Raw genomic sequence first — 19648 nt, 5'->3', positions numbered from 1 at the left:
ATGGCTTCTTCCTTTTCTTAACTAATGATACCTGTTTGTGTAATGTTCACTTTCACTTTTGGAATGATTTTCACCTTCGGATAATCGGTGACCCAGTTCATTTTCATATATTCATCATAGTGTCTGACCCGATATTTTCTGCCAAGGCTGAGGACGTCAGAATTCGCCTCTTGCAGGGCTGCAATGACTTTTTCGGCATCTTTTGTAAAAATAGCTGACAGCCTTTTATTTAACATTTCGATTTTCTTGTCTGTATCTAAATTGTCTTTCGGATATTCAAGAACAGAGGTGGTGAATTCATAGTCAAGAGAGAAGGTTACGTTTCGATGATCAGGATTGACGATTTTTATGTCTCTCTTTGAATCCGTTACTTGAATGGTGATGTAATTGTTCTCCTTTGATTTCATATCACTTCTTACTTTTTTCGTGAAGTTTGCATAACTGCCCATTTTTCCATCCATAATGGTGAGCAGAATGGCATCCTGTGCATACAGTTCACCTTTCTTTTTCTCATTATCAAATAAGGCAACCCCTCTCACACTCGTTAACTTTTTTGACTTATCGTAGTAGAGTAACGGCAGTGTGAAATCCTCGCCGGTTTGCAGCATTTTGGACCGGATATTTTGAATGTTCTTAGGTGCAACTTGAGAGGAGCGTGATGCGGAAGTGATCAGGTTGTTTAAATAGTCGCTCACAATGAGTTTTTCCTTGAGCAGAGAATTGATTAAGTCCACACAGCTCCCCCCTTGCACCACTGCCAAATTTGCGAGCAAAGGGCTTTTGGGATCGCGATAAAACATATCTAAGTAAGGAAGCAGCCGGTTTTGGGCAAATTCATCACCGATCAGCAGCACCCTCATTTTCGACATATCAATTTTTTGGTCTACACTCCGGCTAAAGTTGCTTCTTGCTTTTCTTAAAGTAGGCGCATCGGTTGTGAGAACAGTGGTTAAATAGCTGCCAGAATTCCCTTGCTGCATACTTTGAGACTGCTGCACCTTTCGATAGGTAATCGAATATCTCGCATTGTCATCCTCTCCTTGATCAACAGCTGAAGTTAATACGAGAGAGATGTCTTTTAATAGGTTTTGATCCCAGCAGCCAGGCATGAAAATGAGGGAAACACACATAAGCAGTGTCAACATGTACCTATGATGCATGTGATTTCACCTTCTTTTTGCGGTGTTTGATAAAGATGATAATGGCCATCATGATCGGAAGTGTGTAAATAAATGAATATTGTGCAACGGTGGTAAAGTCATTAAAGCGCTGAATTCTAAAGTTATCAGTTGAAAGAAAACAGCTTGCAGCATAAATCAAAATGGCAAAATAGTAGACATATTTTTTGTGATTTTTTTTCTTCAGCATACTGGACACACCATTTGCACAAAAGTACAGATAATTACTCAGTGTGGCTAAAATGACAAAGACCCAAAAGCTCAGAAAAATTAAATCCGTGCGCTCAATGACACCGAATGTAATGGTTTTTAATAGATACAAAACAGGATTCGGGATCACATCAAGCTCAGCTGGGCTGAAAAACATAAAACAAATTAATGTAATAAATAGGTAGTAAAGCGTCGTGCATATATTTGAAATGGTCATCACTTTATATCGTTCCTTAATGGTGCCCTTCATCAGTGGAGAGATGATCAAAATCATCTCAAATCCATTCATTGACAGCACCACGTCCTTCAATCCAAGCTGAAATTGAGAAATATCTGTTTGGAAAAAAGGCAGGAGGTAATCAATATTGGTTCCTTTCAATGCATAGAACATCAATAGAGAGAGCATGAGCAAAAAGGGAGTTAAAATAAAGTTTAACCTGACAATGGCTGTAATTTGCTCTTTTGCGATATAGATAATGCATATCATCAGTAATAGGTTAATCACCCAGTTTGGTGTGAGCGGGAGCACCCATATGCCAAGAATCCTTGTGAATATAGAAAGGACTACGATGCAAACCGAGGCAAAGTATAATGTATAGAGTACGACCAAGGCGCGTCCAATCCATTTTCCAAAGACGTCAATCAGCGCTTGGAAAAATGACGTTTCTGGATACTTGTAGATGATATAAAGAAAAATGGTATTGATAATCTGGATAAAAAAACACGCGACAATTATCGCCATCCAGCCATCGTGTCCCATGTCTTTCATCAGCAAATGGGGGAGCGCTAAAATTCCAACACCAATTTGAGACTGGATGATAAAAAAAACAGCTTGAGGTGGAGATATTTTATTTTTCATTTTTCTTTGTCCACCCTCTCAGTTGTTCAATTTGTTTGTCTTTTTGCGGATTTAAATAAACAGGGCGGTTTTTGTACATCCACATTGGGAGTCGAACTACCGTATCTTTTAAGTCCTGCCAGTTAAATGGAGCAACAGGTGATAAATATGGCACCCCTAGTGATTCTAGGCGGCATAAATTCATGAGAATAATGGCGAGCCCAAATGAAATGCCAATAAATCCAAACATCGATGCCATAAACATGAGCGGGAAACGGAGCATCCTGATGGTGGACGTCATTTCAAACGACGGAAGTACAAATGAAGCGACAGCCGTCACAGCGACTACAATGACTTGGACATTCGAAATAAGTCCTGCTTGTACAACCGCATCCCCAATAACCAAACCTCCTACGATGCCAATGGTCTGCCCGATTGGTTTAGGCAGACGCACCCCAGCTTCACGTATAAGTTCAATTGTGATCTCCATCAGTATGGCCTCTATCAATGGAGGAAAGGGAATGCCAATAATAGAGTTCTTCATCGTAATGGCTAGTTCATCTGGGACAACCTCATAATGAAACGCAATAACAGCAATATAAAAAGATGGCAATATGACTGCGATGATGCAGGCAAGATAACGAAGAATACGAATAAACGTAGCAGGAATCCAGCGGCTGTTATAATCATCTGGCGACTGAAAAAAACTAAAGAACGTGATAGGCAGAATGATGGCCATTGGACTGCCATCCATGAGTACGACTATTCTGCCTTCAAGAATCGCAGATCTTACCTTGTCCGGACGTTCTGTATCAATCAGCTGCGGGAAAATAGAATATGAATCTTCCTCAATTGCCTCAACGATAGAGCCAGGACTTATCAGTGTGTCTACTTTAATAGAAGAAATCCGTCTGTTGACTTCTTCGACCTTTTCTTGATTGGCAATATCAGATATATAAACCGTTGCAAGCTTTGTTTCCGATTTTGTACCGACCTTATGATATTGAATGGCGAGCTTCCGATCATTTAAATGCGAACGCAGTAAGTAGATATTGGTATCAAGGCTTTCAACAAACCCGTCATGTGCACCCGCGATAATACTTTCAGAAGAAGGTTCAGAAATAGAGCGAAGCGGCGGCTGTCCGACAGCAAACAGCTTGATTTGCGAGGAGTTTTCATCAAGAAAGGCAATACTTCCCGCAATAATACTGTCTGTGATCAGTGTCAAGTCGCCTGTTTCAAGTGTGCTAAGAGATTTTATATAATTCTGCTTTCCAGGAGAGCCTAACAAGTTACCGATAATGAAATCATTTAGTTTTCCTTCATCTATTCTTGTTTTAATAAAAAACAGTGCAGATTTCGTTTCATTAACCATCAACTCTCGGTACTCAAAGTCGCCGCTTTGCTGAAATGTTTTTTTTAGGATACGGATTTTTTCCTCGAAGCTGCCTGATAAAAAATGCAGGCGTGTCTGCTCATTGGTGTTTGGCATCTTTAGCCTCCTCTCACAGATTTTTTACCCATAGTGTAAGCGGAGAAGCGAATTTTATTCGTCTCCTTTGGGGAAAGCCTGACATAAGCTGACAACTTTCAACTAAATTCACATTAAAAATGTTAAGAAATGATGAATCTTGATAAAAACAAATGAATAATGTTTCATTGTTTAGGTCATAAGATGCGAATCTCGTAAAGAGAAGGTACACCAAAATGATCAAATATTTACATCTTATCCCAATTTTTCGTGACCTAAAAATAAGCAGATGACTTGATTTTTTTAGAGGTGACCTTTGTCATAGGTCAACACACAGCGATCTGACCAATGAGAATGACTTTCTAACCTGTTCATTCAAAAATATAAAACATTCCAAAACACGCACTATTCATTTAAAGCGCTGATATGACTGTTGTTATAGAGAAGAGCGGGCTTTAAAACATTGATTCAAAATACATCTTAATAATTGTCAAAAAATTTAGGGAGAAAAGGACAAAAGATTTTCGGATCATTGATGGTAACGCTTTCTCATGAATTCAGCGGAAATTCAGACTGATTTTTGTCCGCCTTTTGGCCTTTTCATTTAAAGGATGGGTAGGCAAAAAAGCCTTCTGATTAGAGGAATTTGGCATACGAGGAAGTGAAAGATTATGTTACATAATACCGATTGTGATTTTATGCTGAACAGATATACTGTTGATTGAATTTACATATCACACTCATAAAAAAAGGAGATGTAGATAGCGATGTGGTTAATCGTTATAGCCTGTGTCATCATGTTAGGGATTGGCTTTATTGAAAAGAAGCGTCATCAGAAAAATATCGATGCCCTGCCGGTGCGCGTCAATATTAATGGTATTCGCGGAAAGTCTACCGTCACAAGATTGACAACCGGTATCTTAATGGAGGCAGGTTATAAAACTGTCGGTAAAACAACGGGAACGGATGCAAGAATGATTTATTGGGATACGCCAGAGGAGAAACCGATTAAAAGGAAACCGCAAGGACCGAATATCGGAGAGCAGAAAGAAGTTATGAGAGAAACAGTTGAAAGAGGAGCAAATGCTATCGTCAGTGAATGTATGGCGGTAAATCCAGATTACCAAATTATCTTTCAGGAAGAGCTGCTTCAAGCAAACATTGGCGTGATCGTAAACGTTCTTGAAGACCATATGGACGTCATGGGGCCGACACTTGATGAAATAGCAGAAGCCTTTACAGCGACAATTCCTTACAATGGACACTTGGTTATTACGGATAGTGAATATACGGATTTCTTTAAAGAGATTGCGAAAAAACGCAACACAGAAGTCATTGTTGCAGATAATTCCAAGATTTCCGATGAGTTTTTAAGGAAATTTGAGTACATGGTTTTCCCAGATAATGCTTCACTGGCACTTGGTGTTGCCCAAGCATTAGGGATTGATGAAGATACGGCATTCAGAGGAATGTTAAATGCGCCGCCTGATCCAGGAGCGATGAGAATTCTTCCATTAATGGACGCGAAAACGCCTGGACACTTTGTAAATGGATTTGCGGCAAATGACGCAGCATCTACATTGAACATTTGGAAGCGTGTGAAAGAAATTGGATATCCAACAGATGAACCGATTATTATTATGAACTGCCGTGCGGATCGGGTAGATAGAACGATCCAGTTTGCGGAGGATGTACTTCCCTATATTGAAGCAAGTGATCTTGTCTTAATTGGTGAAACAACAGATCCAATTGTGAAGGCATATGAGGAAGGGAAAATTCCGGCTGACCACTTACACAACCTTGAATATCAATCTACAGAAGAAATTATGAATATGCTTGAGAAAAAGCTTCATAATCGAGTGGTTTATGGAGTCGGCAATATCCATGGTGCCGCTGAACCGTTAATCGAAAAAATTCAAGAATACAAAATTAAGCAGCTTGTCAGCTAGGAGGAAATATAGAAAATGTTCGGATCAGATCTTTATATCTCGTTAATTTTAGGTGTTCTACTTAGTTTAATCTTTGCAGAAAAAACAGGAATCGTACCAGCTGGACTTGTTGTTCCGGGTTATCTGGCGCTTGTATTTAACCAGCCAGTCTTCATTTTAGTCGTCTTATCTGTCAGCTTGCTTACGTACGTCATCGTTCGCTTTGGTCTATCAAAATTTATGATTTTATACGGACGCAGAAAGTTTGCTGCGATGCTGATTACAGGGATTGCTTTGAAACTGATATTTGATTTCTTCTATCCAGTGGTCCCATTTGAAATAGCAGAATTCCGCGGAATTGGAATCATCGTTCCTGGATTGATTGCGAATACGATTCAAAAGCAAGGTCTTACAATTACCCTTGGAAGCACGTTACTTCTAAGTGGTGCAACATTTGCCATCATGTATGTTTACTATCTATTTTAAGATAAGGTGTGTCCAATGATGAATAAAAAATTGAGCTTTCAGGAAAAGCTGCTGAAAATCACAAAGAATCAAAAGAAAAAGACGAATAAACATGTACTGATTGCTTTACCGATCGTTATTGCTTGTACATTTCTATTTACGTTTATCGGGCAAGCACAAGTGCCAACTGTACAAAAGAATCCAGAAAACATCCTGACCGCTTCGTTTGTCGGTGACATTATGTTTGGAAGAAACGTAGAGAAAGTAACAGACCGTTATGGAAAAGAGCATCTCTTTCGTTATGCCAAGCCATATTTTGATGTGTCAGATTATGTGACAGGCAACTTTGAGCATCCAGTCGCTTCAGATAAGGAGCAGGCAGCCCAAAAGAATATTCATTTAAAAACAGATGAAGATTCTGTCCAAGCGTTGAAGGATTTAAATTTCTCTGTCTTAAACTTTGCGAATAACCATGCGGCAGACTATGGTGAAAAAGGGCTGAACAACACGATCAATGCCTTTGAACAAGATGGCATGGATTATACAGGTGCAGGCCGTAACCTCCAAGATGCAAAGCAGAACATTTCGTACAAAGAAGTAAATGGTGTCAAAATTGCTACACTTGGTTTTACAGATGTATATGGGAAAGATTTCAAAGCAACGAATCGCCAGGCGGGTATTCTGCCAGCCGATCCATCTATCTTTATTCCGATGATTTCGCAGGCTGCTGAAAAGGCAGATCTCGTCGTTGTTCATGCTCACTGGGGACAGGAGTACAACAATGAAGTAAACGACAGACAAAGAGAATTGGCAAGAGCGATGTCTAAGGCCGGAGCTGATATCATTATCGGTGCTCACCCGCACGTCCTTGAACCAATGGAAGTCTATAACGGAACAGCGATTTTCTATAGCCTAGGCAACTTTATTTTTGATCAAGGCTGGTCAAGAACACGTGATTCTGCACTTGTTCAGTATCATCTGAATGAAAATGGAAAAGCGACATTTGAAGTTGTCCCAATGTACATCAAAGAAGCAACACCTGCACCAGTAAAAGCAGGATCTCTAGAATCAAAAGCCATTATCCGTATGCTGACCAATGGAACGAATGCGGATTGGAAAGAAAAAGACGGACACATTTTCTTTGAAGTAGATCACGCTGATAAAGTTAAAAACTTAAAAGAAAACGGAGGGAAAGAGAAGAAATGAAATTCCTAAAAGCAAGCTGGCCGTTTGTTGCGTTAATTTTAGTCTTTGTCTTTATGTCTGCTTTTAAATTTAGTGACAGTCTGACAGATCACGAAAAACAAAAGATTTCGGTTGAAATGCAGAAAATTGAACAGCAAAAGCAGTCAAAAGCGGAAGCAGGTAAATAACCTAAAAAGGATAAAGGGCACGCACATCGCGTGCTCTTTTTTTGTCGAAATACGGTGTAAAATGAAAGGTGTCATGTCGAAACTATAGAAGAAAGGAGGGAAAGGATCATGAAATGGAAAGGAATGTTAATTGGAGGGTGTGCGCTTGTAGGGCTGATGTTCATGTCTCAAACAGCGGTTTCTGCTCAAACACCATCTCTTTTGGAGCAAGCGGAAAAGCTGATTGGCTCACCTTATCATAAAGGAGGAACCGATCCAAAAACGGGCTTTGATGCATCTGGGTTTATTCAATATGTGTACAAGACATCCGAAACATTTGATTTGCCGCGGAAGGTCATCGACCAATATCAGATTGGAAAAAAGGTATCATGGGATAAAGCGCAGCCCGGTGACCTTGTGTATTTCCGAAGCCTTGAAGAAACAAAGGATATCCCAACACATGTGGCGTTGTACGCTGGGAACAATCAGGTTATCCACATCACGCTTAGTCAAGGTGTGGTGAAAACAGATGTCAGCAAAAGCAAATATTGGACTGATCGATTTTATGCGGTCAAACGACTGCCTGGCACACAAGAAATTTCTGATGACCCTCTTGTGAAAGATGCGATGACCTACTTGGGAATTCCTTATGTGTTTGGAGGAGCAGATCCAAAGACTGGTTTCGACTGCTCAGGATTTTTACAGTATTTATTTGAAAAATCACTTGGAATCTATTTACCTCGAAGTGCTGAACAGCAGTGGATCGTTGGAGAAAAAGTGGCATTAGACGATATCCGCCCTGGGGATTTTGTTTTTTTTAGTAACACATATAAGCCCGGAATTTCTCATGTAGGTATGTATATTGGAGGCGACCGCTTTATTCATGCGAGCCGTTCTGAAAGTGTGACAATTTCTTATTTGTCTGAATCGTATTGGCGCGAAAAATGGACAGGTGCGAAACGATTAACAGATCTGGAGCTTGCGAAAGAGGACCCTATCGTATCAAAAGCCGCTACGTATATTGGTGAAGTCCCTTATGTCAAAGGCGGTACGAACCCAAAGGAAGGGTTTGATACAGCAGGGTTCACGCAGTACGTGTATCAAGAAGTGCTTGGCATTGAGCTGCCCCGCTATGCATCAGGTCAAATCAAAGCAGGTACACCTGTGAAACGTTCTGAGCTTCAGCCGGGAGATCTTGTCTTCTTCAGCGGAACATCATTGATGCCGGCGATATATGCAGGATCCAATCAAGTCATTCATGTGACTGTCTCAAACGGTGTTGTCTTAACCAATATGAAAACAAGTACGTACTGGAAGGACAAATACGAAACGGCAGTTAGAATCAAAAAATAAAGAAAAAGCCCGATCAATACTTGTATCGGACTTCTGCACTTCTCTCTAGGCGCTGATCAGACAAGCGTCTTTTTTTCATGGAATTGATTTTGTAAAAGAAGATCAATAAAATAAGCGACACCATCTTCATGATTTCCTTTTGTGATGAAGGTGCTCTTTTCTTTAATGACATCTACCGCATTTCCCATTGCAATGCGGTGGCCTGCTTCTTCAAACATAGAAAGATCGTTTGGGCTGTCACCAATTGCATAAATATGTGAGCGGTCTACACCATAATGGGCTGCGAGCTTTTTCAGGGCATGTCCTTTTCCAGACTCTTTTGGCAGCACCTCAATAATATGTTTACCAGACGAGGTCAATGAAAGCTCGGGCATGTCTGCCAGAAGATTTCGTGCTTCGTTCAGTTTGTTCATATCAAACGAGAAGCAGAGTAATTTATAGGTCGGTTCGTTCGACTCAAAAATCTCACGGATATCATCCACTGGTTTGATGCCAAATTGTTTAAATTGCGTCATGGCTCCTTCCCATAGATCAGCGAGATCCTCATTTGGGTTTGCGCTTTTGATCAGATCAAATTCTGCTTTCAGCTTCTCTTTTCCATCAAAAGGAGAGAGGAGAGCATCATCTGTATAGACTTCAAAGTAAATGTTTCGTTCCACTAATGCCTTTGCAGCCCGCTTGCCCGCTTCTTGGTCCAATGTGATACGGCTGAAGAGCTCGTATCCTTCTGTATGGACAGTCCCGCCGTTTGCCGCAATAATGGGGATGTCCAAATCGCCAAGCAGCTCCTTTACATCAAAAGTTGCCCGCCCTGTACAGATGGTCACAATATATCCAGCTTCCTTTGCACGAATCAATGCCTCACGGTTTTGTGCGGATATTTCACTTTTTGTATTTAAGAGTGTACCGTCTAAATCAATTGCAATCATTTTTTTCATCGCTGTCAAATCCTCCTTCATTCATGCAATAGCCTCTTCAAAGTATGTACGATTTCCTTCATTCTCATAAAAAAGGAAGGTTGATTCCTCTCTATCAAGGCTAAACAAAAATGAGTGAATGATCAAGGAAATAAGAAAAAGCGCCCCATAGGGACGCTTTTATTTATGATAATTCAAGCTGCTTCTTCAATTCAGTTTTCACTTCGTTCAGCTGGTTTTGATCCAATTGGAAATAATAAACACCGTTGGGCTGGTAATCAGATCCTTTAAGCTGAATGGTATCGACCGATTTCAATGATGTCAGAAGCGGGAAAAGACCGACTAACTCCTTCATTGAAAGGGTGGTTGACACATTATCTCCGAGTGTATCAATGATATTGTCGTATGACGGAATAGATGTTAATGATTTTGATTTATCAAAAATGGCTTTTAACACTTCCATTTGACGCTGTCCACGCATTAAATCACTATCTGCTTTTCTTGTTCTCACATATGCGAGCGCTTGATCACCATCTAGTGTATGAGTTCCAGTTTGAAGCACAACCTTGCCTTTTGTATCCTTTTTAATCTGTTTCACAAGATACTCATCCTTGATGTTAATAGGAACACCGTTTAATTCGTTGACGATTTCTTTAAACGCTACGAAATTACTTTGAATGACAAAATCGACCGGAATATCTAGTAAATCTTCAACTGTGCTCACTGTTAAATCTGCACCGCCAAATGCGTGTGCGTGAGTAATTTTATCAAAACCGTGGCCTGGAATATTAACGTATGAGTCCCTAGGAATGCTTAATAATTTAACGGTTTTATTTGTGCGGTTAATGGTTGCCAAAACCATTGCGTCACTTCGTGCTTGTTTCACTGTTTCGCCCGGTCTGCTGTCAATTCCAAGCAGCAAGACAGAAAAACTGTCTTTTCCTGGATCGAATGCTTCAATTCGTTTCACAGATTGTGCGCCGCGATCAAGAGATACTTGAGCCTTTTTAGCAGCATTGGTTATTTTATAGTAGGCATAGCCTGTGACTGAAGCCGTTGTCAGTAAAAGAATACTAATGATAAAAAGAGTGACTTTCACCCATGGTTTTAAACGCTTTTTTCCTTTGCGTTTACTTCGTGATTGATCCATATATGTTAAACCCTCGCTATGATTTTATAGTAAAGATGTCCTTCTTTCTGCTTACAAACTAAAACAAATATACCTTAAAACGGGATATAGTGCGACATTTTTTTCACTAACGCTTAATTGACGTTTCCTTCTCGTAAAAAGTTTCAAAGATACACAAATGAAATATATTTGTCATAAAACATCGAAATGTTTGAAATGACAGGAAGTGAGGAAAATGACTTTTCATAGAGTACAGAGACAAAAGTGGGGTTATGTATATGAAAAATCGGAATGGATGGCTTTATTTCTTCGGCGCCCTTGGCGGTGCTTTATATGGCTATGATACAGGTGTCATCTCTGGCGCCATCTTATTTATGAAAGAAGATTTAGGTTTAAATGCGTTTACAGAGGGGCTTGTCGTCAGCTCGATTTTAATCGGGGCGATGCTTGGTTCCTCTCTTTCTGGAAAGCTGACAGACCAATTTGGGCGGAAAAAAGCCATCATCGCCGCAGCTATTTTGTTTATTATCGGTGGATTTGGTACAGCTCTTGCCCCGAATACGGAAGTGATGATCTTATTCCGAATTGTACTAGGGCTCGCTGTCGGGTGCTCGACAACGATTGTTCCATTATATTTATCTGAACTTGCGCCAAAGGAATCACGAGGGGCACTGTCCTCTTTAAACCAGCTCATGATCACATTTGGTATTCTTCTTGCCTATATTGTGAACTACGCTTTAGCGGATGCAGAGGCATGGCGCTTGATGCTTGGAATTGCGGTTGTTCCTTCTGTTCTTTTATTATTCGGGATTTTGTTTATGCCGGAAAGTCCCCGCTGGCTGTTTGTCCACGGACAGGCTGACCGTGCGAAGGAGATATTATCTAAACTCAGAAAAAGTAAGCAAGAAGTGGCAGAAGAAATTTCAGATATTCAAAAGGCGGAAAGTGAAGAGAAAGGCGGTTTTAAGGAATTATTTGAGCCATGGGTACGCCCAGCATTGATTGCTGGTGTCGGCCTTGCCTTTCTGCAGCAGTTTATCGGTACAAATACGATCATTTACTATGCACCAAAAACATTCACAAGTGTTGGCTTTGGGAATTCAGCAGCGATTTTAGGAACTGTCGGAATTGGTGCAGTGAATGTCATCATGACGTTTGTTGCCATTAAAATCATTGACCGTGTAGGGCGTAAAGCGCTGCTCCTATTTGGGAATGCAGGAATGGTCCTTAGTTTAATTGTCCTGTCAGTCGTCAACCGATTTTTTGAAGGATCAACAGCAGCAGGATGGACAACCGTTATTTGTTTGGGTCTCTTTATCGTCATCTTTGCTGTCAGCTGGGGTCCTGTCGTTTGGGTGATGCTCCCAGAGCTGTTCCCAGTACATGTCAGGGGAATCGGTACAGGTGTCTCGACCTTCCTTCTTCATACAGGAAATTTAATCATCTCGCTGACATTCCCAGCTTTATTAAGCGCGATTGGCATCAGTAATCTCTTCCTCATTTATGCGTTCATTGGCGTAGTCGCCTTCTTATTTGTAAAATACTTGGTGACCGAAACGAAGGGGAAAAGTCTTGAAGAAATTGAAGAAGATTTAAAAAAGAGAAATCGTGCCGTCACAAGTGGCGAAGGAAAAACGGTATGAACGATGGCCAGCTGCCGTGTGCAGCTGGTTTTTCTATGTTAAACAAACGTTTAATCAAGAAAGGACATTCCCTCATCTTCTGAACGTGCTGCCTATCACATACATATGGAACAGGCGGGAGAAAGGTGGAAATGAGATGAAAGGGAAAACAAGCATTGTCATGCTGACGTACAACGAACTGCATTTAACGAAAACATGTATCGAGAGCATTAAACAGCATACGAACAGCGACCAATATGAACTCATCGTCGTCGATAATGCGTCAACTGATGGCACGAAGGAATATGTAAGAGAGCTGGATGATGTGATTTTCATTGATAATGAAGAGAATAAAGGTTTTGCAAAGGGATGTAATCAAGGGGCAAAAAAAGCTTCAGGAGACAGCATTCTCTTTTTAAATAATGACACGATCGTGACGGAAAATTGGCTCCCTCCATTAAAAGAGGCGCTATTCGCTTCAGAACAGATTGGGATGGTGGGGCCCGTCTCTAATTATGTAAGCGGCCCTCAGATGGTCCAGCCATCGTATACAGATGTGAAGGAGCTCCCAGCCTTTGCTAAGGAGTATACGTCTAAGAGAAAAGGTCAGAGAACTTATGTGCACCGGCTTGTAGGGTTTTGCTTGCTCGTGAAAAGAAAGCTGATCGAGGATGTGGGATTATTTGATGAGCGGTTCGTATATGGATCATTTGAGGATGACGATCTATGTTTGCGTTCATTACTAAAAGGATATCAGCTGCAAATTGTGCATGATTCCTTTGTGCATCATCATGGTCATGCTACCTTCAATGCCAATCAAGAAACGAACATCTCTACACTGTTTACTGAGAATAGACTTCGATTTTTAGATAAGTGGGGCATAGATCTAAATTTGATCACTCCTCATCCGTATTTTGCGGAATTACTCCCTGAGGACGCTGCTCGCGTGCTGGATGTTGGGTGCGGAGCTGGCGCAACTGGGCTTGAACTGATGAATCGGCAGTCTGTACACATGTACGGGGTAGAGGCAGATACATTAAAAGCAGCGGTCGCAAGGGCGTATTATGAAGAAGTCTTCGAGGCAAATGCAGATGAATACCCATGGTCAGAAAAAGAGGCCTTTTTTGATGCGGTCATTTTTTCGTATGTTTTAGAGCATGTGTCAGATCCTTGGCACATCATTGAGCAAGCGCACGCCTCTTTAAAGCCAGGCGGCGTCATCATTTGCTGCCTGCCTAACATGATGCATGCAGAGGTGCTTCTTCCTTTGATGACAGGTGATTTTACTTATCAAGATGTAGGAATCTTAGACCGAACCCATATGCGGTTCTTCACACCAAACACCATGCGTGCGCTTTTCCCAGACCAATTATTTGAACGCGTGATCGAGCAGCGGATTAATGTGCAGATTGATCAAAACGTCCAATTGTTTTTTGACGAAGTGGCAAGAATAGGAGCATCACTTGGCTTTCAAACAAAAGCGTTGTCTGATCAAGTGACTTTGTATCAGCTTCTCATTGTCGTACGTAAAAAAGGCGGCTCTCTTTTGGGATAACCGCCTTTTTGTATTACCATTTGAAGCTTTTCGTTGCACCTTCTGCACCAAAGTTCAAGATGCTCACTTTGATGTCATACGTTATGTCTGCTTCTTGAAATAGTTTGTCCCATTCATCTCGATGCTGATCCCAATATTCAGGATACTTAATACGAAACTGCCGGCTAAAAAAAATAGGATCAACACCTACTTCATGTTGCATATGACTGACCGTTTTTTGTATGCGCTCTTTAATTTTATGAGAAAAAATCTTCTCAAATCGTTTAATGTACTGTTCATCGTATGAGTTTTCCGGGGGATATTGATCCTCTGACAATTTTCCATTTGTTTGTACACTAACGTTAAATGAAACCTTTCCGTCTTTCAGGTAGGGTTCAATCTTGGTTTTGGCTTTCTTAATTTCATACGTAATTGGAAAGCCTTTATAGGTGGCAGGTACAACGCCGCCTGCGATACGGTCCATCACCCAGTTTAAATATTGTACATCCTGTGCAGAGATGAAACCAATCAGCTTTCTTGTTTTTCCGTGAATGATACCTGCCCCATCATAAATAAGTTCACCGTCTACCGCATCTACACTTTGTACAAGGAAGCTAATGCCCATCTGAAAATAATCAGATGCCCGGCCAATACGTGTTGGCAGTGCGATCTTCCCGTTAAAGCTTCGGTTTTTGGATGTTTCGAAGATATGTTCAACCGGAACCTTTTGCTGTGATTTCAATTTTTGATTGATGACTTTTGACGCATCACCTCGTGACACGAGGAGATAGCTGCTGCGCCGAACCTCATCATCTCGAATAAAATGATTGAGTGTTCCTTGAATATCGTGATGCTCCGCCTGGGTTTTGCCGAACAAGAAGATTTTCAGGTGATCACTATAGATCGGCGGGTCCTTCAAGGCGACATTACTGACAGCCTCCAGCACATTTTTTCCCTTCGAGACGACATTCACATAGCCGGGAGAATCGGCTTCTTGTGTTCCGCCTGTTTTCGGTACAAGGTTTTGATAGGTCAGCTTAACTCCATTCTCATCTTGTTCATCAATGCCAACACCGCGTACAAACGATAGTTTTTCAATATCCTTTAAGTCCCAGCAGCCTGCTGATAGAAGGAAAAGAAAGCAGGATAAAAAGAATAAAAGTACACGTCTTCCTCTCATGCAGAACGACCTCCCCATTTTTTGCGTATCATCAGCAGGGCAGCTGTAATAAAAGGAATGGCTAAAACCGCGAACAATGCGTAGCCAAGTAAAGTAGAGTAGTAAAAGACTTCATTGATATTTCTTGGAAAAAGTGAGAGTGCTGATGTAATTAAAAATAACAGCCATAGCAGTCTCGTTATATTGGTCGTTTTAAAAACGGTGAAGCAGCCTTTAATCGCAAATTGGAAAAAGCCCAGCATACAAATGAACTGCTGGCAGGTCCAGATCGTCAGTAAGAAAATATCAAATCGTTCGATAAACACCCCTTCAAGTTCAAGCGCTTGAATGAGGGAAACCGTTGGCCAGGTGAGAGATTTCGTTTCACCCACGGTCATGGAGCCAATCACTATAAAGAGGGTGAGGGAATATACAAGAGAAGTAATTCCAACCCCGATCGCAGCCGCCCATTTTGCCTTAGACCATTTGTCTTTATAAATGAGCGGTACGACAAACAAAATTACTTCAAACCCTGTAAATTGAATAAAGGTTTGAGAGAACAGGTTACTAAAATCTTTAAAACCATGCGCCATCACAGGGCGCAAATAATCAAAATCAAATATTTTTAAACAAAACAGCATAAGCGCTATGTAAATGACCATGGTGATCGGATAAATATAGGTCACCATTTTGACAACTGGAAAGATACCGCTTTTCAAATGATAGATCGCCACAAGTAGAAAAATCATGACAATCACTGCCATGGGAGTCGATTGCAGCAGGAAAAACTGGACCACTTCGCCGAGAACACGTGCCTCAAAGCCGACAATTCCTAGTAAATAGGCGACCAGCATTAAATTAAAGATCGTGCCGAAAAATGCCCCTGCTCCTTTTGTATTTGACTCAAAAATGGTGTCTGGTGCATTCTTTTCAGCAATCCAGCCCAACAAAAAAGCAACGAAAGCAAAGATGACTCCCTGTATTAATACAATGATCCAGCCATCAGGGACTCCTGAATTGGCAGAACTGCGAGGAATGGTTAAAATTCCAGCGCCTATCATTGTAGAGCTGCACAGAATGGTGACTTGTAACAATGATAGCTTTTCAGGTCTGTACATCGTTTAATCTCCTTGTCTTTTGAGATTTTTTATTTTTGCTGTTTTTGGTCTGGATTTAAATAGCCCGATTGGTAAACGAACGTACGTATCCTTTAAATCTGAAAACGGTGAAGAAAGCACTGGTGTGAAATAGTCAAAACCAAAAGTCTTTAACTGCATCAGGTGGCAAAGTACAAATAAATAACACATGATTAAGCCGTATAACCCAAACAATGCTGAACTAAAAATGGCCATAAACCGCAAAATACGCAGTGGGAAACTAAAGTCATATGACGGTGCTGTGAAGTCAGCCAGTGCGGTCAGCGACACAATAATCACCATTAAGGCGCTGACGATATTGGCTTGGACAGCCGCCTGACCAATAATAACGCCGCCAATGAGTCCAATTGTCTGTCCGATGGCTCTTGGAAGCCGGAGTCCAGCTTCCCGCAGCAGCTCTATCGTAAAAGACATGAGAATGGCTTCGACAACAGGAGGGAAGGGAACATTCTGCCGGCTGCCTGCGATGGTGAGTGCCATTCTTGTCGGTAATAAACCGGGATGATAAGAGACAAGTGCAATGTAAAGGCCGGGTAAAAAAATCGTGAGCAGCACGGCAATATAACGAAGTAAACGTAAAAGAGTCGCGCTTGTCCACCTCTGATAATAATCCTCCGGAGATTGCATCAAAGCTGTAAGTGTCATAGGTAAAATGAGGGCAAAAGGAGTGCCATCGAGCAAAATCGAGACTTTGCCTTCAAGCACAGATGCAATCACCCGGTCAGGACGTTCTGTGTTTTGTATTTGTGGAAAAATGGAGATGTGACTGTCCTCAATCAGCTGTTCAATATAGCCGGTTTCAGGGATATCATCCATTTTGATTTCGGTCATGCGTGATAGCACATCTTCTACTAGTTTAGGATCAGCAATATCACGAACATACACAAGAGCAGCGGATTTTTTATTTCGAGTACCTATACTCACCTTTTGAATTACAAGGTGAGGGTCGTTTGCCCGCTCACGGAGTAAAGCCGTGTTTTTTTCAAGATTCTCAATAAATCCGATCCGCGGTCCTCTTACAAGAACTTCAGATTGCGGCTCTTCTACTTCTCTAAATTGAAAAAGATTCGTATGGAGCGCAAGCGCTTGAGCCGCTCCATCTACAAATAAAATAGCCCTGCCGCTATATAACTGCTCGATGGCAAGGTTCATATCATCCAGCACATCACTTTGAATGCCAAAGAACGTTTTTGAAAGGGAGGAAAGTGTAGCAGAACCAACCTCGGTGATGTCGAGTTCCTTTTGCATAGGTGAAATGATTTGCTTAGAAAGCATCTCAAATTCTGTGAGTCCTTCAACGTACACGAGACATGCAGAAATAGTGGAAGGACCAAATGAAAAAGAGTGGAACACGATATCATCACTTCTTCCGGCAAAGCTTTTGACACGCTTAATGACGGACGCTATATCTTGTTCAATACGACTTTTCATAATACCTCACCCTCATCACATGTTTTTTATAGAGTGACTCGGAAGGTGGAGAATTATGCAAATAGAAAAAAGAGAATCCCCTAATAGGAATTCTCTCGTATATTTATCTTGCAAGCCAGCCGCCATCAACAGCTAAAATGTGGCCGTTCATATAATCAGAAGCTGGTGAGCTAAGGAAAACAGCCGCACCGGCTAGATCCTCAGGCTTTCCCCAGCGCCCGGCTGGAATTCGTTTCAGAATCTCTTCATTTCGATTTTCGTCGTCACGAATGGCTTGTGTGTTATTGGTCGCAATATACCCAGGCGCAATCGCATTCACTTGAATATGCTGGCTCGCCCATTCGTTGGCAAAAGCTTTCGTCAGCCCTGCGACAGCATGCTTACTTGCTGTATAAGCAGGGACAAAGACGCCGCCTTGAAACGATAGAAGGGAGGCGATATTGACGATTTTCCCTTGCCCGTTTTTCAGCATCTGCTGTCCAACCTTTTGCGTGAGGAAAAAGAGACTGTTGATATTCACATCCATGACTGTATGCCAATCTTCCTCTGAATAGTGAGCCGCCTGCTCTCTTTTGATCGTTCCAGCATTATTGATTAAAATATCAATCGTATGCTTCTTTAATATGGCGTCGACAGCCTGCTTTGCAGACTGAGGGTTAGAAAAGTCAACCTGAACCGCATGAAATGATCGGCCTGCCTGTTCGACAAACGCCTTTGTTTCTTCAAGTGGTGTATGGTGATATGTGCCGATGATATCTGCTCCTGATTTGGCAAGCGCCACGGCAATGCCTTGTCCAATACCGGTTCCAGGGCCTGTCACAAGGGCTGTTTTTCCTTCAAGGGAAAAGAGGGACGCTGCATATGAAGTTGTCATCACTTCGTTACCTCAGCTGATCCATTGGGACAAAGTCCATATCTTTGAATGTATAGTTTTCTCCCGCCATTGCCCAAATAAATGAGTAATTCGCTGTACCTGAGCCTGAATGAATGGACCAGGCAGGTGAAATGACTGCTTCTTCATTTGCCACAACAAGATGTCTTGTCTCAGATGGCTCTCCCATAAAATGAAAGACCCGCGCATCCTCTTCGATATCAAGATATAAGTACACTTCCATCCGGCGATCATGAATGTGAGCGGGCATCGTGTTCCATGTGTTATTGGTTTCAAGCTGAGTGATGCCCATCATGAGCTGACAGCTTTGGATGCCGTCTGCATGGATGACTTGATACAGGTTTCGTACGTTGGAAGCAGCTGCTTCCCCTAAGTGGTTTGGTGTTAATTCAGCGATAGCTGCTTTTTGCGTAGGATACGCCCTGTGAGCCGTGGCTGATACTAAATAGAACTTGGCCTGCTCGCCTGATGAACTAGCGAACTGTACATCTTCGTGACCAAGACCAATATATAAGAAATCTTTATGCTCCAGCACAAAGGCCTCACCATCAACAGTGACCGTTCCTTGTCCGCCGACATTTACAATCCCGATTTCTCGTCTTTCAAGAAAATACTCCGTCCGTAAAAAGTCTCCGGCATCTAGTGTGATCGGCTCTGCTACCGGCATGGCTCCACCAATCACCACGCGGTCCTCATGCGAGTAATAGAGCTTTAATTCACCACTGACAAACAGTGTAGGAATATGAAAATGACGACGAAGTTCCTCTGTTGTAAAACGTTTGACCTGCTCAGGATGTACAGCATAACGATTTTCCATTTGGATAAGCCTCCCTTTCCATCTGAAACAAATATTGATATTTATTTGGTATCGGTTTCAAGGAAAATTCTAGAGGAAAAAGAGAGCGCCGTCAACCGTTAATTTGAAATCGCTTTCTTTTTCTCTAGTTAGACAAATTTTTGCCATCATCATGCAAAAAAATCTTCTGAAATGCATTCAATTATGATATGCTTT

General features: G+C 41.5%; 17 protein-coding genes. 7 read left to right on the top strand and 10 right to left on the bottom strand.

Annotated features, from left to right (window positions below; translation table 11 throughout):
- Positions 1 to 17: 17 nt before the first annotated feature.
- From BA81_RS06055 to BA81_RS06045, 3 genes are read right to left on the bottom strand one after another with little or no spacing between them, the layout of a single operon-like run.
- The gene (locus tag BA81_RS06055) at positions 18 to 1160 is read right to left on the bottom strand and encodes a Ger(x)C family spore germination protein (RefSeq protein WP_034281174.1); all 1143 of its coding nucleotides are present in this window, start codon (positions 1158 to 1160) and stop codon (positions 18 to 20) included.
- Positions 1150 to 2247 carry a GerAB/ArcD/ProY family transporter gene (locus BA81_RS06050; protein ID WP_034281171.1) on the bottom strand — a complete coding sequence of 366 codons (1098 nt, stop codon included), beginning with the start codon at positions 2245 to 2247 and terminating at the stop codon, positions 1150 to 1152. The genes BA81_RS06055 and BA81_RS06050 overlap by 11 nt, the downstream gene beginning before the upstream one ends.
- Positions 2237 to 3718 (bottom strand): spore germination protein, encoded by a 1482-nt coding sequence (locus BA81_RS06045; protein ID WP_034281169.1) that lies wholly within the window; start codon positions 3716 to 3718, stop codon positions 2237 to 2239. The genes BA81_RS06050 and BA81_RS06045 overlap by 11 nt, the downstream gene beginning before the upstream one ends.
- A 746-nt stretch (positions 3719 to 4464) precedes the next feature.
- On the opposite strand from BA81_RS06045, the gene pgsB reads away from it, so the two are divergent.
- The 5 genes from pgsB to BA81_RS06025 all read left to right on the top strand — a co-directional run bounded on the left by pgsB (position 4465) and on the right by BA81_RS06025 (position 8795).
- Positions 4465 to 5646 (top strand): poly-gamma-glutamate synthase PgsB, encoded by a 1182-nt coding sequence (gene pgsB, locus BA81_RS06040; RefSeq protein WP_024423670.1) that lies wholly within the window; start codon positions 4465 to 4467, stop codon positions 5644 to 5646.
- Between the two features lie 15 nt (positions 5647 to 5661).
- Positions 5662 to 6111 carry a poly-gamma-glutamate biosynthesis protein PgsC gene (gene pgsC / locus BA81_RS06035; RefSeq protein ID WP_007497520.1) on the top strand — a complete coding sequence of 150 codons (450 nt, stop codon included), beginning with the start codon at positions 5662 to 5664 and terminating at the stop codon, positions 6109 to 6111.
- 18 nt (positions 6112 to 6129) lie between these two features.
- The gene (locus tag BA81_RS06030; RefSeq protein WP_034281166.1) at positions 6130 to 7296 is read left to right on the top strand and encodes a CapA family protein; all 1167 of its coding nucleotides are present in this window, start codon (positions 6130 to 6132) and stop codon (positions 7294 to 7296) included.
- Complete coding sequence (gene edmS, locus BA81_RS19695; RefSeq protein WP_087976066.1) at positions 7293 to 7463, top strand: extrachromosomal elements maintenance protein EdmS; 171 nt, start codon at positions 7293 to 7295, stop codon at positions 7461 to 7463. The genes BA81_RS06030 and edmS overlap by 4 nt, the downstream gene beginning before the upstream one ends.
- A 108-nt stretch (positions 7464 to 7571) precedes the next feature.
- Positions 7572 to 8795 (top strand): C40 family peptidase, encoded by a 1224-nt coding sequence (locus BA81_RS06025; protein ID WP_034281164.1) that lies wholly within the window; start codon positions 7572 to 7574, stop codon positions 8793 to 8795.
- Between the two features lie 56 nt (positions 8796 to 8851).
- Here the strand turns inward: BA81_RS06025 and BA81_RS06020 are convergent, their stop codons facing one another.
- Complete coding sequence (locus BA81_RS06020; RefSeq protein ID WP_025093926.1) at positions 8852 to 9733, bottom strand: Cof-type HAD-IIB family hydrolase; 882 nt, start codon at positions 9731 to 9733, stop codon at positions 8852 to 8854.
- Between the two features lie 163 nt (positions 9734 to 9896).
- The gene (locus tag BA81_RS06015; protein WP_025093927.1) at positions 9897 to 10862 is read right to left on the bottom strand and encodes an LCP family protein; all 966 of its coding nucleotides are present in this window, start codon (positions 10860 to 10862) and stop codon (positions 9897 to 9899) included.
- 257 nt (positions 10863 to 11119) lie between these two features.
- Between BA81_RS06015 and BA81_RS06010 the strand changes: the two genes are divergently transcribed.
- The gene (locus BA81_RS06010) at positions 11120 to 12484 is read left to right on the top strand and encodes a sugar porter family MFS transporter (protein ID WP_108909017.1); all 1365 of its coding nucleotides are present in this window, start codon (positions 11120 to 11122) and stop codon (positions 12482 to 12484) included.
- 136 nt (positions 12485 to 12620) lie between these two features.
- Entirely contained in the window at positions 12621 to 14018 is a 1398-nt protein-coding gene (locus BA81_RS06005) for a bifunctional glycosyltransferase family 2 protein/class I SAM-dependent methyltransferase (RefSeq protein ID WP_034281159.1), read from the top strand.
- A gap of 13 nt (positions 14019 to 14031) precedes the next feature.
- On the opposite strand, the gene BA81_RS06000 is transcribed toward BA81_RS06005, so the two are convergent.
- From BA81_RS06000 to kduI, 5 genes are all read right to left on the bottom strand, one after another.
- A complete protein-coding gene (locus BA81_RS06000; RefSeq protein WP_034281158.1) occupies positions 14032 to 15177 on the bottom strand; it encodes a Ger(x)C family spore germination protein in 1146 nt (381 codons plus the stop codon).
- Entirely contained in the window at positions 15174 to 16274 is a 1101-nt protein-coding gene (locus BA81_RS05995) for a GerAB/ArcD/ProY family transporter (RefSeq protein WP_034281157.1), read from the bottom strand. The genes BA81_RS06000 and BA81_RS05995 overlap by 4 nt, the downstream gene beginning before the upstream one ends.
- Positions 16275 to 16277: 3 nt before the next feature.
- Positions 16278 to 17744 (bottom strand): spore germination protein, encoded by a 1467-nt coding sequence (locus tag BA81_RS05990; RefSeq protein WP_034281156.1) that lies wholly within the window; start codon positions 17742 to 17744, stop codon positions 16278 to 16280.
- A 103-nt stretch (positions 17745 to 17847) separates the two neighbouring features.
- The gene (kduD, locus tag BA81_RS05985; protein WP_034281154.1) at positions 17848 to 18618 is read right to left on the bottom strand and encodes a 2-dehydro-3-deoxy-D-gluconate 5-dehydrogenase KduD; all 771 of its coding nucleotides are present in this window, start codon (positions 18616 to 18618) and stop codon (positions 17848 to 17850) included.
- A 7-nt stretch (positions 18619 to 18625) separates the two neighbouring features.
- Positions 18626 to 19453, bottom strand: a complete 828-nt coding sequence (kduI, locus tag BA81_RS05980; RefSeq protein WP_034281153.1) for a 5-dehydro-4-deoxy-D-glucuronate isomerase — start codon at positions 19451 to 19453, stop codon at positions 18626 to 18628.
- Positions 19454 to 19648 lie beyond the last annotated feature (195 nt).

Origin of the sequence: Bacillus safensis FO-36b, from assembly GCF_000691165.1 — a bacterium.
Taxonomy (GTDB): domain Bacteria; phylum Bacillota; class Bacilli; order Bacillales; family Bacillaceae; genus Bacillus; species Bacillus safensis.
The sequence above is the reverse complement of the archived record's forward strand: the minus strand, read 5'-3'. Positions and strand labels throughout refer to the sequence as shown.